At 70.0% G+C, this 15,639-nt stretch carries 10 protein-coding genes and 1 pseudogene; 3 read left to right on the top strand and 8 right to left on the bottom strand.

Features of this window, described 5'->3' with window-relative positions:
• Positions 1 to 38: 38 nt before the first annotated feature.
• From CV103_RS11350 to CV103_RS11335, 4 genes are all read right to left on the bottom strand, one after another.
• A complete protein-coding gene (locus CV103_RS11350) occupies positions 39 to 251 on the bottom strand; it encodes a MerR family transcriptional regulator (RefSeq protein ID WP_107394973.1) in 213 nt (70 codons plus the stop codon).
• Positions 252 to 272: 21 nt separating this feature from the next.
• Positions 273 to 503 carry a hypothetical protein gene (locus tag CV103_RS11345; protein ID WP_107394972.1) on the bottom strand — a complete coding sequence of 77 codons (231 nt, stop codon included), beginning with the start codon at positions 501 to 503 and terminating at the stop codon, positions 273 to 275.
• Positions 500 to 781, bottom strand: coding sequence for a hypothetical protein (locus tag CV103_RS11340; RefSeq protein WP_146163413.1), 282 nt, complete (start codon positions 779 to 781; stop codon positions 500 to 502). The genes CV103_RS11345 and CV103_RS11340 overlap by 4 nt, the downstream gene beginning before the upstream one ends.
• A gap of 522 nt (positions 782 to 1,303) precedes the next feature.
• Positions 1,304 to 3,841 carry a phage/plasmid primase, P4 family gene (locus CV103_RS11335; protein WP_170112617.1) on the bottom strand — a complete coding sequence of 846 codons (2,538 nt, stop codon included), beginning with the start codon at positions 3,839 to 3,841 and terminating at the stop codon, positions 1,304 to 1,306.
• Between the two features lie 274 nt (positions 3,842 to 4,115).
• Between CV103_RS11335 and CV103_RS22435 the strand changes: the two genes are divergently transcribed.
• Positions 4,116 to 4,286 carry a hypothetical protein gene (locus tag CV103_RS22435; RefSeq protein WP_170112616.1) on the top strand — a complete coding sequence of 57 codons (171 nt, stop codon included), beginning with the start codon at positions 4,116 to 4,118 and terminating at the stop codon, positions 4,284 to 4,286.
• Between the two features lie 21 nt (positions 4,287 to 4,307).
• Here CV103_RS22435 and CV103_RS11330 read toward each other — a convergent pair whose 3' ends face one another.
• Both CV103_RS11330 and CV103_RS11325 read right to left on the bottom strand, forming a co-directional pair.
• Positions 4,308 to 5,315: a hypothetical protein gene (locus CV103_RS11330; RefSeq protein WP_107394969.1), complete on the bottom strand. Its 1,008-nt coding sequence runs from the start codon at positions 5,313 to 5,315 to the stop codon at positions 4,308 to 4,310.
• Positions 5,312 to 6,712 (bottom strand): glycosyl transferase family protein, encoded by a 1,401-nt coding sequence (locus tag CV103_RS11325; protein ID WP_107394968.1) that lies wholly within the window; start codon positions 6,710 to 6,712, stop codon positions 5,312 to 5,314. Before CV103_RS11325 ends, CV103_RS11330 begins: the two co-directional genes overlap by 4 nt.
• A gap of 170 nt (positions 6,713 to 6,882) precedes the next feature.
• Here CV103_RS11325 and CV103_RS11320 point away from each other — a divergent pair, with 170 nt between their 5' ends.
• Positions 6,883 to 12,624: an alpha-2-macroglobulin family protein gene (locus CV103_RS11320; RefSeq protein WP_245896780.1), complete on the top strand. Its 5,742-nt coding sequence runs from the start codon at positions 6,883 to 6,885 to the stop codon at positions 12,622 to 12,624.
• A 4-nt stretch (positions 12,625 to 12,628) separates the two neighbouring features.
• The gene (gene pbpC, locus CV103_RS11315; RefSeq protein WP_107394997.1) at positions 12,629 to 14,758 is read left to right on the top strand and encodes a penicillin-binding protein 1C; all 2,130 of its coding nucleotides are present in this window, start codon (positions 12,629 to 12,631) and stop codon (positions 14,756 to 14,758) included.
• An 8-nt stretch (positions 14,759 to 14,766) separates the two neighbouring features.
• On the opposite strand, the gene eda is transcribed toward pbpC, so the two are convergent.
• Both eda and CV103_RS11305 read right to left on the bottom strand, forming a co-directional pair.
• The gene (eda, locus tag CV103_RS11310; RefSeq protein WP_015458607.1) at positions 14,767 to 15,378 is read right to left on the bottom strand and encodes a bifunctional 4-hydroxy-2-oxoglutarate aldolase/2-dehydro-3-deoxy-phosphogluconate aldolase; all 612 of its coding nucleotides are present in this window, start codon (positions 15,376 to 15,378) and stop codon (positions 14,767 to 14,769) included.
• Positions 15,379 to 15,455: 77 nt separating this feature from the next.
• Positions 15,456 to 15,639 (bottom strand): annotated as a pseudogene (locus CV103_RS11305) (phosphogluconate dehydratase); the annotation flags it as partial.

The raw sequence follows: 15,639 nt of genomic DNA, 5'->3' as shown, positions 1-15,639 counted from the left end.
AGGGCTAAAGGCTGCCCCGTCGCATTGCGCGCGGCGTGTTAGGCCATAGGCGGCATTGTGTGGCCAACCGTGGCCGATACGCGCATACGCGAGCGCAATTGCCGCAGGTCCTCGTCGGAATAGCGCACGCGCCCGCCTGGCGTGAGCGAATAGCTCACCGCACCGTTCTGCCGCCACCGGCGCAGCGTGCGGGGAGCGACGCCCAGGATGCGGGCGGCCTCCGGTTCATGATAACCAAGCGGATCAGACATAATCGCTCCGATCGGGATAGGTCAGGAGGCCGATGCGGGCGGCTGGCATCGCGACGCCAGTTGCTGTTCGGTTTCGTCGATCACGTCGCGCAGCAGGGCGATGGATCGAGCCGCCCCGAATTTGGCGTTGAGAATGACACCGGCCGCCAGAACCAATGCCGACACGGCATCGGCGGGATGCGAGGTGTTGCAGACCGCACGGGACATGAGATCGGAGGTCAACTCCGGCAGGCCATTGGGGCTGTCACTCATTTGCCGTTCCTTCTGGCTTCGCGTTCCATTTCCAACCGCAGCGATTCCGTCAGGCCCATTTCCCGCAGCGCCTGCCGCCGACGCTCGATGTCCATGATGCGGCCGGCCTGCACCTGACGGATGAACTCCTCGGCCTCCTCAAGGTCGATTTCATAGGAACGCCCGCGCGTTCCTCGCGCGATGATGGGGAAGTTCGGATGCCGGGCGATGATCTTCCGGATCGTCGGCACCGACGGCATGCCGGGGCGGCGAGACAGAGCTTCAAGATTGCCGATCATAAAACAACCACCACAACAGAAAACCAAAGACCAAGGCCCGGAAAAATATCGGAAGTTCGCAGAGCTTGGGCCTTTGCACCCCGTATAGCGTTGGGGCCGGGGAAGGACCCGAAGGGGGCCGGGCCGGGCCGATCGGCGCACGCGCGAGGCTCGGCGGCCGGATACAGACACCTTGGCCCAACTGTCTGTGAACTGTCTGTAACGGCGGCGAGGATCGCGGCCGAAGGCCCATATTGGCCGAACCCTTGCGGCTTCGACCCCGACCCTTGCGCTACCCTTGCACCATAATCAGCGAGAGAAGGACGGATTTCCGTCACTTCCGGCTCGGAAGTGCAAGGGTTGCAAGGGTTGCAAGGGTTTCGTGTAATCCAACGCATGTGCGCGCCCGCACATGCGCGCGCATACATGTGAGACAGGATCGCGCAGAAGTGTTGCAACCCTTGCAACGCCGCAGAAATCTGCGCCGCAACCCTTGCTCCAACCTTTGCGGGACTCTTGCACGAACCCTTGCAAGGGTCAGCCCTATGGCACGTCATCATCGTCCTCCCAGGGTGAACGGGGCGACGCGGAGCGTTCGTCCGCATCGTCGAAGTCGTTGGCCGTGCGGGTCATCTCCAGGTCGACCCAGCGCATGCCATGGCTCTCCACCTTGCGATGGCCGCGATCGGTCATCGCCCGGCTGAACCCGGTCTGCGTCCACTCGCGTTCGCCGGCCGCGCGCGCCCAGGCGATGAACAGGGCATAGAGCCGCGACGACTGCACCCGCTCGCCAGGTGCCTCGCGCGTGCAGGTGGACAGGAAGCGGCCCAGCGGGTCGCTCTCCTCGCGATAGTCGGCCGTGGCCCCGCGCACGCTCTCCGGCTCTTTCAGGCCGCCCACGCGCCAGTCTATGAGGCCGTCCAGCAGGCGGTTGAGGATGCCGCTCGCCTCGCGCTTCATCTTGGCGACGAGCTGGCGATCCTTCTCGCGGTCGGGAATCTGCACGTCCCACGGCACGAGCATCACGCGCCGCCAGATGCCGTCGTCGATTCCGCTGATCGATGGCCGATGGTTGCCCGATACGGTCATCTTGAAGGCCGGATGCAGGTCGAACGGATCGCGCATCAGCCGGCGCACCGGCATCGGCTCGCCGCCGGTCGCCAGCTTGATCAGCGCCTCGGCGAGCTTCGACCCCTTTTCCGGCTCCGACGTGCGGAGCATACGCACGCCGACGAGGGCCGCCAGATCGGGCGAGGCGTCCGACCCCTTCCGCTTGCGACCCTGATCGAGAAAGGTCTCGATCGGCACCGTGCCGGAATAGTCGCCCGCGATCGTCGCCCATGTATCGACGAGGGTGGATTTGCCGTTGGCACCCTTGCCATGGAAGAAAGCGAGCTTCTGTTCGGACACGTCGCCGGTGAGCGACAGCCCGCCCCATTGATGGAGGAAGCGGCGCATATCGTCTGCCGGCTGCACGCGGGCGAGGAAGCGATCATAGACCGGGCATGTCGCCCCCGGCCGATACTCGACCGGCGCCAGGCGCGTGATCAGGTCCGCCGGATCATGTGGCCGCAAGCGCAGCTCGGCCCACGGCTCGGGTGCTTCCGCTTCGTGATACAGCTCTAGCGTGCCGTTCAGCACGTTGATCAGATAGGGATTGCGATCGAGCTGCTCGGGCTGGACGGTGAGGCCGGCGGCGGACAGGTTCTTGGCGATGCCGGCGATGCAGCCGAGCCGGTTGGCGCTCTCCGACGCCTTGGCCCAGGTCGCGAGCTTGTCGGATAGCAGGACTTCCGTGCCGTCGCGCTTTACCTCGACCAGATCGTCGAGCGCGCCGGCATCGCCCAGGTCGCGTCGGCCGCTTTCGCGCATCACGCGCGCTTCCTGCCGGATCGCGCGCACCGTCTCATGGACCCAGCCGCCGATCAGCGCCTCGGCGCCGTCGAGGATGAAGCGGCGGCCGTCATAGGCCATCCAACCGATCTTATCGACATAGCGCACCCGATCGCCGAACCGCGCCGCGAACCGCTCGGCATTGCCGAGGTCGGTCATCGGCAGCATGCACAGCCGACGGTGCAACGCATCAGCGTCCGCAGCGGCATCATGCAAGGGTGGATCGTCATTCGCCGCCCGCAGGCGGGCGCCGCGCGCGGGAGAGGAGGCGCGCTGGCCGACCTCCGAAAGATCGCGGGGCACGCCCATGCCAGCGGCCCAGCCGCTATCGATCGTCGCCTCTATCTGGCGGGGATCGTCCTGGCCGGGATTATCCATGGCGGCGGCGAGAATGGCGCTACGCGCCATCGGCGCGGCCAACGCCCCGGCCGCGACGAGCTGGGCGATCGCGAAGGCGCCGCGATTGAGCGCATCCTGTCGGGCGCCGCTGGGCGCGGTCTGGATTGCGCGGCACTCGCCATCGAGCGCCGACAGCGCATAACGCCGCTCGGCGTCGTTCGCCGCCCCCACGCCCTTCCCCTTGGGCTTTCCAGTCGTCGGGCTTGCACCCTTGCGGCTTTGCAGGATCGTGATCAGCGAGGCCGGCGCGTCGGCGATCGGCGCGGACGCATCGTCGCGCAGCCAGCGATAGCGGCGGCCGTCCGCCATGCAGCTCGGCGGGGCGATGACATAACCGCCCTCGCCGCGCACATCGACATGCCGGGGCAGGTTGCCGCGATTGCGAATCGGCTCGCCGGTCGCGGGCTGGGCGAAATAGACATGCACCCCACCGCTGGGCGTGCGCACCGCCAGCGACGCCGGCAGCGCGCTGCCGATCTGTTCCTCCAGCTCGGCCTTGAGGCGATCGAGGGTCCATTCCTCGCCGGTCTCCGCATCGATGCGCGGATCGAAATCCAGCACGAACAGGCCGTTGCCGCCCATCGCCACGCCGATCATCGCTGACGGCCACTTGCTCCACCAAGCGCGGATCTGCTCCGGGTCCAGCGTCGCCTTGCGACAGCCGCCCGACCCCGCGATGCGCTTGCCGGCCGCATCCTTGTCCGCCGGCAGCAGCGGCGCCTTGTTGCGCGGCGAGCATGGGAACACAGGCCAGCCCCGCGCCGCATAGGCAAGGGCGGCTTCGATCAAGCCTTGAGAATGCGGCGAGGCGCTCAAATGGCCCCCCGGAGGTTAGCCACCCGCTTTCTGGGGGCCGCAGAAATGCGTGCGCGATTTTTTCGGGTCGCCAATGCAACAGATTGATATGAGCGGGACGGCCGCGCCCTCGCGGGGCATCCACTTCGGGCGATGCGAAACGTTCCACCGGCAGAAATCCCCCATTCAGGTTGGAATTGAGAGAGTTGCCGGTAAGATGGCCAGGGCGGCCCCGCGTTCGGGCGCCGTTCGCGTAGAGGAGAATCCGATGTCCGAATCCGAATCGACCACCGGCAAGGCGCAATCGTCCGGCACCAAGAAGGCCGGCCGGATCACGCCCGCGGCGGGCATCGGCGTGGGCGTCGCGATCGGATCGGCCGCGATCGTCGCCGCTCTGCTCTACGCCAATCGCAACAAGAAGGGCGACAAGGCTTCCTGATCGGCCAGCCCGCGGGCGGCTTCAGAAATCGGTCGCGAGGGTGAAGGCCACGCCTGATCCCGGCGTGGCGTCGCCCGCCACGCGGAAACGGCCTTCCAGCGCGCCCGTCACCATCGCTCCCGCGATCGGCAGGCTGATCGCGGCACGGGGGCCGATATCGAGGCGGTTCGCGCCGGGCTGGGCACCGCCCCATGCCCCCGCGCCCAGCCGCAGGGCGACATCGGGCGCAATATCCCGGCGATGGGCGATGCGGACCGCGCCGTCGGCAAACAGATCGCGCGCATGGATGCCGACAATCCCGGCCTGGGCATAGCCGTCAGCCTCCATCCCCGCCCCGAGCGCCCGCCAGAATCCCCCCGCCGCATAGGCCGACCAGGCATTGCGGCCCTCGCCGCCAAGATCGATTCGCCGCTCGATCGACAGGCGGATCGGCCGGTCGGGCAAGGGGTGGAGATCGATGCCGATCGCGCCTTCGGCCGCGCGGATCGAATCGGTCGGCGCATAGAGCCGGGCGGCGAGGCCGAGATCGCGATTCGCCCGCCAGGCGATCCGGCCGCCCACCTGCCCGCCGCCAAGCTGGCCGCCCGCCGCCAGCCCTTCGCCGCCCCCGCCGCGCGCGAAGAGATAAAGACTACCCGACCAGCGCGAGCCTTCCGCCGGCGCCACATCCACGGGAGCGACCGGGAGATCGGAGGGTGGAAACGGTGGCGGGCCTGATGCAGGGACCGGAGCATCCTCCGGCCCGTCCGCCACCTGGGTGACGGGCCAGGGAAATACCGGGACATGTGCGGCCAACCGGGTCTTCGCCACCCCCGCCGTCTCCGGCTCCGGACCCGGATCGGCACGAGCGGAAATCGACGGATGGATATCCCGATGCGGCGGCGGCGATTGCGGCCGGATATCCCGCCGCGCCGTCAGGAGCGGAGGCGCATCGGCGGCGTCGCTTCCCTGCACCCACCATATCCGCGCGCCGATCCAGGACGCCACCGCCAAGGCCAGAAAGCGGATCGGCGGCGCAGCCAGCTTCATTCGGCGCCGCCGGCCGGGAAGCGATGGCGCGTCTTGTCCCATCGGAGCGCGGTGCGCCCGCTCCGCAGATAGAAGAGCAGCGCGCGCCAGGCGGCCATGATGCCGATGATATTGCCCACCATCATCCGCACCGGCGCGCGCATCGCCTCACGCGCACCGTAAAAGCGCCAGACCATCCAGCAGCGCATCGCCATGCGCCAGCCGAGCAGGCCGAGGTTGATCCAGCACAATGTGGACAGCGGCGGATCGAGCACCGGTGCGGGCAGGCCGCCGGCCCGATGCGCCACCGCCGCGGCCGCCCACAGCAGCAAGGCGAGATAGGCCGCGCTCACGATCAGCGCGGCCAGCACCGCCCGGCGATCGCGCAACCGCATCCAATGTTCGGCGATGCCGCCGCGCCAGCCCAGCCGGTCCCAGCCCGCCAGCGCGATGCCGATGAGCCAGCGCGTCTTCTGCCGCACCGCTGCGTCGATCGTCGCCGGGAAATAGGCGCGCACCGCCACCAGCGGCCCGCCATCATCCACCGGCAATCGCACGAAGACGCCGCGCCCGCCCATTTCGGCGACGCGCAGCCCAAGCTCATAATCCTCCGTCAGGCTGTCGGCGTCGAAGGGCAGGCCGCCGCGCGTGGCCGCGATCCGGGCGATCGCATCGCGCGCGATCGCGCATCCCACGCCTGCGGAAGGAAGCGCCGCGCCGATCGCCTCGCGCACGACCAGCTGTTTCCCGTGCGCCTCGGCGAACTCGTCGCAATAATGGCCGCTGATCCAGAGCGAGCCCGGCACGACCAGCGGGATTACCGGCAGCTGCACCAGGGCGAAGCGTTCGATCAGCCGGTCGAACACGACAAGCTCGACCGGGTGCACCACGTCTTCGGCATCGTGCAGCACGATCGCCTTGAAGCGGATGCCGGTCGCCCTTTCCTCCTCCAGCAGCGCCAGCCACAGGCGGTTCAGGCATTCGGCCTTGGTGGTCGGGCCGGGCAGCCGCCCGTCGACCATCCGCACCCGGCCGCCGCGCGCATGGTTCGCCTGCACGGCCCGGACGGCCATCTGTGTCGCCGGATCATTGGGATAGACGCCCACGAATATGCGGAAATCGGCATGATCCAGCCGATCGAGCGCATGGCGGAGCATCGGGCCGATCACCTCGCCTTCGTCCCAGGCACCGATGAAGATGGCGATCCGGCCGGGGCTATCGGGCGGCGGCAGGCGGGCGGCCGTGGCGGGCCGATGACGGCGATAGACGGTGAGCCGCCGCTTCGCGGTGCGCAGCAGCCACAGCATATCCATGGCGAGATCGTCGATCCCACCGATCAGGATCCCGATGGCCGCAAATAACGCGACTTCGCGCAATGCGGCATCGAGAAGCCATGGCAAAGCCCCCGCTCCCGGCATTCTCCTGCCCCCCGGGACGGGAACATGTCGCGCGGAGTTCGACCGCGCAAGACGATAATGCCATAATAATGCCGGGCTTTACTTTGCCTCGATTGCCGTTGACCTTCGATTGCGGCTGGATTCCCTGTCCGCCAGACGGCATTTTCGAACCACAATGAAAAGGGGAGCGGATGATGCGGCGGCTTTTCGGAATGCGCTGGGCGGCCCTGCTGCTGGTCCTCGCGCCCGTCGCGGCCTCCAGCGACGTCGCTCCGCAGGTGGTGATGGCGACGCCCGGCGGCGCGGGCGGCCTGATCGAACGCTTCACCATGCGCTTTTCCGAACCGATGGTGCCGCTGGGCGATCCGCGCGCGGCCGCGCCCTTCGCCGTCGCCTGCCCGGTTCCGGGCAAGGGCCGCTGGGTCGACCAGTCGATCTACGTCCATGAATTCGATCGGGCGCTGCCCGGCGGGCTTTCCTGCGCCCTATCGCTGCGCGACGGGCTGAAGACGCTGCGGGGCGCGACCCTTGCCGGCCAGCAGCGCTTCGTGATCGATACGGGCGGTCCCGTCGCCCGCGCCGTCCTGCCGTCGCGCTATGGCGGGGACGTGGCCGAGGACCAGATATTCCTCGTCGCCGCCAATGTCGTGCCGGATCGCGCCTCCGTGGCGCAGGCCGCTTATTGCGCCGTCGACGGCATCGGCGAGAAGATCGCGGTGGACGTGCTGCCGCCCGCGACCGTGGGCGACATCCTCGCCGGCATGGGGCCGGATCGCTACGAGGTGCGCAATTTCCTCTCGGAAGCCGGCCTGCCGGAAGTCCTGCCCAGGGACGCCGGGGAACGGGCGACGGCGCTCGCCGGCATCACCGCGCTCAAATGCCGCCGCCCGCTGCCGCCGGGGCGCGACATGGCGCTGCTGTGGGGTGCCGGCATCAGCGGGCCGGGCGGGCGCACGGCCGGCGCGGACCAGCGCTTCGATTTCACGGTGCGCAAGGCGTTCGAGGCGCGGTTCGAATGTTCGCGGGTGAATCCGCAGGCCGGCTGCAGCCCCGTCGAGCCCGCCAATGTCCGCTTCACCGCCCCCATCGCGCGCGCGGCGGCCGAAGGCATCCGCATCCGCCTTGCCGACGGCACCGAGCTGCGGCCCGAGATCGCGGACAAGAGCGCCGCGCAGGTCAGCGCCGTCCGCTTCAAGGCGCCCTTCCCCGAATCGGTGGACGGCAGGCTGCTGCTGCCGGAACGGCTGATCGACGATAGCGGCCGCCCGCTTGCCAATGCCGGGCGCTTTCCGCTCGACATCCGCTTCGATGCCGTGCCGCCGCTGGTGAAGTTCGCGGCGCCGTTCGGGATATTGGAGGCGAAGGAAGGCGGGATGCTGCCCGTCACCGTGCGCAATGTCGAACCGGCATTGCAGGGCGGCACGCTGGCGGTGGGCGGCAATATCGCCCGTATCGATGGCGACGACGGGGCCGTCGCCCGCTGGCTGCGCACGATCGACAAGGCCGACGACAATGATTTCCGGGAGGAGGGACGCGGCAAGGAGAAGGTGACGGTCAACCACACCGGCGCGAACCCGGTGCTGAGGAACGTGGCCGGCGCCCGCCCGATGTCGCTGGCGCTGCCCGGCAAGGGCCGGCAGTTCGAAGTGGTCGGCATCCCGCTGGCCAAGCCCGGCTTCTACGTCGTCGAGCTGGCGAGCCCCGCGCTGGGCCGCGCGCTGCTGGGCCGCGATGCCACCCGCTATGTTTCCGCAGGCGCGCTCGTCACCAACCTCGCCGTTCATTTCAAGTGGGGGCGCAATACTTCGCTCGCCTGGGTGACGGCGCTCGACAGCGGCGATGCCGTCGCCGGCGCCGACGTGCGGATAACCGACAGCTGTTCCGGCCGCCTGCTGGCGCAGGGCCGCAGCGACGCGCGCGGCCGGCTGGCGATCCGCCGCCTGCCGGAGCCCGAGACCTACGGCGCCTGCGATCCCGACGCATCCCATCCGCTGATGATATCCGCCCGCAAGGACGGCGATTTCAGCTTCACCCTGACGAACTGGTCGAAGGGCATCCAGCCTTATGATTTCGACCTGCCTTATGGCTGGTCCGACGATACCGACATCTTCCACACCATCTTCGACCGCAGCCTGATGCGCGCGGGCGATACCGTGCACATGAAGCATATATTGCGCCGCCCGGTGGCCGCCGGTTTCACCTTCGCCGGGCGGTTGCAGGGCGTGCTGCGGCTCACCCATCGCGGATCGGACACCCAGTTCGATCTGCCGCTGGACATCGGCGCCGACGGCATCGGCGAAACGGCATGGACGGCGCCCGCCGGGGCGCCGCAGGGCGATTACGATCTTACGATCGTGTCGGGCGACCGGACGATCTTCACCAACCAGTCGATCCGGGTGGACGAATATCGCCTGCCGACGATGCGCGCGACCATCACCGGCCCCAAGGCGGCGGCCGTGCGCCCCCGGCTGCTGCCGGTCGACCTGTTCGTGGGCTATCTTTCCGGTGGCGGCGCATCGAACATGGGCGTCACGCTGCGCACCGCCTTCCTGACCGACGACAGCACGCCCAAGGGCTGGGAGGGCTGGAGCTTCGGCGGCGCCAGGATCGAAGCCGGGGTGAAGCCGCTGGACGGCGACGGCGGCGAGATTGGCGGCGCGGCCCTGCCGGGCGTGCAGATGCTGCCCGTCACGCTCGACGGCCAGGGCACGGCCCACACCAATGTGGAGATACCGCAGGCGATCGACCAGCCGACCGTGATGGCGGTCGAGATGGATTATCAGGACGCCAATGGCGAGGTGCTGACCGCTTCCCGCCGCCTGCCCATCTATCCATCCGCCGTCCGCGTCGGGCTGAAGACCGACGGCTGGCTGATGAAGGAGGACGATCTTCGCCTCAAGCTGGTGGTGCTGGACGTGGACGGCCGGCCGGTGATCGGCCGCAAGGTGAAGGTGGAGCTTTACAGCCGCGAGGTGATTTCGGCCCGGCGCCGGCTGATCGGCGGCTTCTACGCCTATGACAACAGCGCCCGCACCACCCGGCTGAAGCAGGGCTGCACCACCAAGACGGATTCGCTGGGGCTGGCGGAATGCCGGATCGATCCCGGCGTTTCGGGCGAGATCTATGCCGTCGCCACCGCGGAGGACGATGCCGGCAATGCCAGCCGCGCCGTCCGATCGCTATGGCTGGCGGGCGAGGACGACTGGTGGTTCGGCGGCGACAATGGCGACCGGATGGACCTGGTGCCCGAGCGGCTGGACTATAAATCGGGCGAGACCGCCCGTTTCCAGGTTCGCATGCCCTTCCGCGAGGCGACCGCGCTCGTCACCGTCGAGCGCGAGGGCGTGATCGGCAGCTTCGTGACGAAACTTTCGGGCAAGGACCCGGTGATCGAGGTGCCGCTGAACGGCGCCTATGCGCCCGACGTCTATGTATCGGTGATGGCCGTGCGCGGGCGCATCGGCGGGTTCAGGCTGTGGCTGGCCAATCTCGCCCGCGATTGGGGCCTGCCCTTCTTCAGCCGGGAAGGCGCCGCCCCCACCGCGCTGGTCGATCTGGCCAAGCCGAGCTTCCGGCTGGGCATCGCCAAGATCAATGTCGGGTGGGAGGCGCACCAGCTCGCCGTCGACGTGAAGGCCGATCGCGACAAATATCGCATCCGCGATACGGCGCAGGTGAGCGTGCAGGTGAAGGACGCCGCCGGCACGGCGCCGAAATCCGCCGAGATCGCCTTTGCCGCCGTGGACGAGGCGCTGCTGCAGCTTTCCCCCAACCCGAGCTGGGCGCTGATCGATGCGATGATGGGCGAACGGCCGCTGTCCGTGCTCACCTCCACCGCGCAGATGCAGGTGGTGGGCAAGCGTCATTACGGCCGCAAGGCGCTGGCGGCGGGCGGCGGCGGCGGCGGCGACCTTTCCGCCGTCAACCGTGAGGATTTCCGTCCGGTGCTGCTGTGGAAGGGGCGCGTGCCACTCGACCCGCAGGGCCGCGCCAAGGTGGCGGTGCCGCTGTCCGACGCGCTTTCCTCCTTCCGGCTGGTGGCGATCGCCACGGCGGGCGCCGATCGCTTCGGCACCGGCAGCGCCACCGTGCGCACGACGCAGGACCTGACGCTCTATTCGGGCCTGCCGCCGCTCGTCCGATCCGGCGATTTCTACGGCGCGAGCTTCACGCTGCGCAACGGATCGGACCGGCCGATGACCGTGACGGCGACGGCGGAGGTCGCGCCCCGCATCGGCACCGCCCGGCCGCTCACGGTGACGATCCCGGCCGGCGGCGCGGCGCCCGTCACCTGGAACCTGCCGGCGCCGGCGGGCATCGATCGGCTCCGCTGGACGGTATCGGCCCGCGCCTCGGACGGGCGGGCGGTGGACAGGATCACGGTGACTCAGGAGGTGGCACCCGCCGTCCCGCTGGAAACCTGGGCGGCGACGCTGGCCCGCGTCGGCCCGCAGACCAGCATCATGCTGGCGCCGCCCGCCGGCGCGCTGCCGGGGCACGGCGAGGTTTCGATCCGGCTGACCGACAGCCTCGCCCCGCCGCTCGACGGCGTGCGCCGCTACATGGCCGCCTACCCCTATGACTGTTTCGAGCAGCGCCTGTCCAAGGCGGTGGCGACGGACGATGCCGGCGCCTGGGGCCGGCTGGCGGGCGAGATCCCGGCCTATATCGATCGCAACGGCCTGCTCCGCTACTTCCCCGTGGAAAGCATGGAAGGCAGCGAGGCGCTGACCGCCTACGTTCTCCACATCACCGCCGAAGCCGGCTTCGTCCTTCCCGAGGCCGCCAGGGCGCGGATGATCGAGGCACTGAAGGCGGTGGTGGACGGCCGCGTCGAAAGCGCCGGCCAGGGGATCGGCGAGCGGCGCTACCTGCGGCTGGCGGCGCTGGCCGCCTTGGCCCGCAACGGCGCCGCGACGCCGGCGATGCTGGGCCAGATCGGCCTCAGGCCCGCCGACATGCCCAGCTCCGCGCTTGCCGACTGGCTGGTCGCGATCGACCGCACCGGCGGCGATCCCGCCCTGCGGCAGGAGGCGGAACGCGTGCTGCGATCGCGCCTCGTCTATGAAGGATCGCGCTTCGACCTCAACGATGCCGGCGCCGCGCCCTGGTGGATGATGACGAGCGGGGACGAGATGGCGATCCGCGCCCTCATGGCCATTCTCGGCCGGCCCGGCTGGCAGGAGGATGGCCCCCGCATGATGGTGGGCGTGGCGCTGCGCCAGAAGCGCGGCCATTGGGATACGACGCCGGCCAATGCCTGGGGGGCGCTGGCGGCAAAGCGCTTCGCCGCGCTCTACCCCGCCGAAGCGGTGGCCGGCACCACCACGGCCACGCTCGGCAGCACGACCCGCAGCCAGAGCTGGCCGAGGCCCACCGATGCGCCCCTGCTCCGCCTGCCCTTGCCCGCCGCCCGCGCACCCTTGCTGCTGGCGCAGAACGGCGGGGGCGGGCCGTGGGCGCAGGTCGCGCTGACCGCCGCCGTGCCGCTTCGCCAGCCGCTGTTCGCCGGATACCGCATCGAAAGGCAGGTGAGCGTGATCCAGCAGCGGGTGAAGGGGCGGTTCACGCGCGGCGACGTCCTCAGGATCCGCATCAGCGTGGATGCCACGGCGGAGCGCAACTGGGTGGTGGTGAGCGATCCCATCCCGGCGGGCGCCACCATCGTCGGCAACCTCGGCGGGCAATCGCAGCAGCTCGCCGATCAGGCATCGGACGGGGAAGGCGTGCAGCCATCCTATGTCGGGCGCGGGCTGGATGCGTGGCGCGGCTATTTCGAATGGGTGCCGCGCGGGCGCTTCACCGTGGAATATGCCGTGCGGCTGAACGGGGCCGGCACCTTCCAGCTGCCGCCGACGCGAGTGGAGGCGATGTATTCGCCCGATATCCACGCGGCGCTGCCCAACCAGCCGGTGACGGTGGCACTCAGGTGACGTGATGCGTCCTGTTCGCTGGCTCACCCCGATCAATGGCCTGACCGCCGCCGTCCTCGCGCTGGCGATCGGGCTGGCGGGGCTCTGGCTGTGGACCCTGCCGCCGGCCATGCCGGGCTATGCCGGAGTGCGGGCGGCCTACCGGCCGAGCGAGGCGTGGCTGCGCGACCGCGACGGCCGGCTGCTCGATGCCGAGCGCGTCGACTTCCAGGCGCGGCGGCTGGCATGGACCGAACTGGACGCGATCGCGCCGGCGCTGCGCGAAACCCTGGTCGCCGCCGAGGACCGGCGCTTCTTCCATCATGACGGCGTGGACTGGTGGGCGTTGGCGGGATCGGCGCGGGATCGGCTTTCCGGCAAGCGGCCGCGCGGCGCATCGACGCTGTCGATGCAGCTCGCCGCTTTCCTCGCGCCCGATCTCGCCCGGCCCGGCGCACGGAGCTGGCGGGATAAGCTGCGCCAGATGCGCGCGGCGCGCGCGCTGGAGGCACGCTGGTCCAAGGACGAGATACTGGAAGCCTATCTGAACCTGGCCGGCTTTCGCGGCGAGGCGCAGGGCGTGGGCGCGGCCGCGCTCACGCTGTTCGGCAAGACGCCGGCCGCGCTTTCGCCCGACGATGCGCTGCTGCTGACGGCCTTGCTGCCCGCCCCGCAGGCGAGCGCCGCCGAGGTGGCACGGCGCGCCTGCGCGATCGGGCGGCGGGCCGATTGCGCGCGCCTGCAGGCCGATGCGGTGGCGATGCTGGGGCCGGCGCGGCGGCTGGCGCTCGACCCCGGCCTCGCGCCCCATCTGGCGGTGAAGCTGCTGCGCCAGCCGGGCATGGCGGTGACGACGACGCTGGACCGCGACATCCAGCGCGTCGCCGCCGCCGCGCTCGCCCGTCAGCTGCGTGGGCTGGGCGCCGGCCGCGCGCGCGACGGCGCGGTGGTGGTGGCCGACAATGCGAGCGGCGACGTGCTGGCCTATGTCGGCGGCGTCGGCGGGCTATCGACGGCGGCGGCGGTGGACGGGGCGGACGCCTATCGGCAAGCGGGATCGACGCTGAAGCCCTTTCTCTACGCGCAGGCGATGGAGAAGGGCTGGCTGACGCCGGCATCGATGATCGAGGATTCGCCCGTCCAGCTCGATACCGCCTCGGGCCTCTATGTCCCGCAGAATTACGACCGGAACTTCAAGGGCATGGTATCGGCCCGCACGGCGCTGGCCGGGTCGCTGAACGTCCCCGCCGTGCGCACATTGCTGCTGACGGGGGTGGAGCCGTTTCGCGAGCGGCTGGCCGAGACGGGCTATGGCGGCCTGATCGAGGACGGCGATTATTACGGCTTCAGCCTGGCACTGGGATCGGCCGAGGTGACGCTGCTGGAGCAGGCAGATGCCTATCGCACCCTGGCGAACGGCGGGCGTTATACGCCGCTGCGCATCCGGGCGGACGATCCGAAGGCGTCCCCGCGCGCCGCGTTCACGCCGCAGGCCGCCTTTCTGGCCGCCGACATGATGGCCGATCCCGGCGCGCGGGCCGTGACCTTCGGGCTGGATAGCGCGCTGCGCCTGCCCTTCTGGGCGGCGGTGAAGACCGGCACGTCCAAGGCTATGCGCGACAATTGGTGCATCGGCTTTTCCGATCGCTTCACCGTGGCGGTGTGGGTGGGCAATCTGGAAGGCGATCCCATGCGCGGCGTTTCCGGCACCAGCGGCGCGGCGCCGGTGTGGCGGGAGGTGATGCTGGCCCTGCATCGCGACAGGCCGGGCCGCCGCCCCGCCCCGCCGCCGGGGCTGGAGCGCCGCGCCATCCGCTTCGCCGGCGATGTCGAGCCGCCGCGCGGCGAATGGTTCCTGAAGGGGACGGGGCAGGCGATCGTCGCCGCCACCCCGCCGGCGGCGCGCCGGCCGCGCATCGCCGATCCGGTGGCCGGCACCGTCTATGCGATCGATCCCGACATCCCGATGGACCGCCAGCGCATCCGCATCGCCACCTCCGGCGCGGTGGAGGGCCATCGCCTGATGCTGGACCGGCGCGATCTGGGGCCGGCGGACAGCCAGCCGCTGATATTCGCCGGGCCGGGCCAGCACCGCCTGCTGCTGGTCGATGCCGGCGGCAGGGCGGTGGACCGGGTGCTGTTCAGCGTGCGGTAGGAGGCGGTTCAGCCGCGCAGCGCGGAGGCCGCGCGGGCGGCGGCCTCGATCGCCGCGCGATCGGGCTCGCCCTTGCCGACCACCCAGCTGCCGCCGACGCACTTCACGGCCGGGATGGCGAGCCAGTCCGGCGCGGTCTTCTCCGTGATCCCGCCGGTGGGGCAGAAGCGGACGGTGTGAAAGGGAGCGGCCAGCGCCTTCAGGGCGGGAATGCCGCCATTGGCTTCCGCCGGGAAGAATTTGAAGCGGGTGAGGCCGAGATCGAGGCCGCGCATGATATCGGCGGAGGTGGCGATGCCCGGCAGGAAGGGAATGCCGCTGGTGATCGCCGCGCGGCCGAGCGCCTTGGTGAGGCCGGGACTGACGATGAAGCGCGCGCCGGCATCCACCGCCTGTTCGAGCTGATCGGCGTTGAGCACGGTGCCGGCGCCGACCACGGCGCCCTCCACCTTCGCCATCTCGCGGATCACATCCAGCGCGGCGGGCGTGCGCAGCGTCACTTCCAGCGCGCGCAGGCCGCCGGCCACCAGCGCCTCGGCGATCGGGCGGGCATGGGCCACATCCTCCACCACCAGCACGGGGACCACGGGCGCCAGCTCCATCACGTCATCGATATTCATCTTCGGTCCTTGGTCCTTCTGCATGCTCTCGGGCCGGGCAGGCCCCCGTCAGGATAGATGGCGATCAGCGCCCCCGATCACAGGCCGGCGCTCGCCAGCATGGCGGAGGCGCCTTGTTCGGCGCCGTCGGCGGAGTGGCGCATGAAGGCGAAGAGTTCGCGGCCGGTGCCTGGCTGGGCGCGGGGCGGGGCGGCTTCGGGGCGGGATGCCCATTCGGCCTCGTCGACCAGCGCCTGCAGCGTGCCGGTGGCGGCGCAGACG

The sequence above is a fragment of the Edaphosphingomonas fennica genome (genome assembly GCF_003034225.1).
Classification (GTDB): Bacteria; Pseudomonadota; Alphaproteobacteria; order Sphingomonadales; family Sphingomonadaceae; genus Sphingomonas_E; species Sphingomonas_E fennica.
This window is presented reverse-complemented; position numbering and strand designations above follow the sequence as displayed.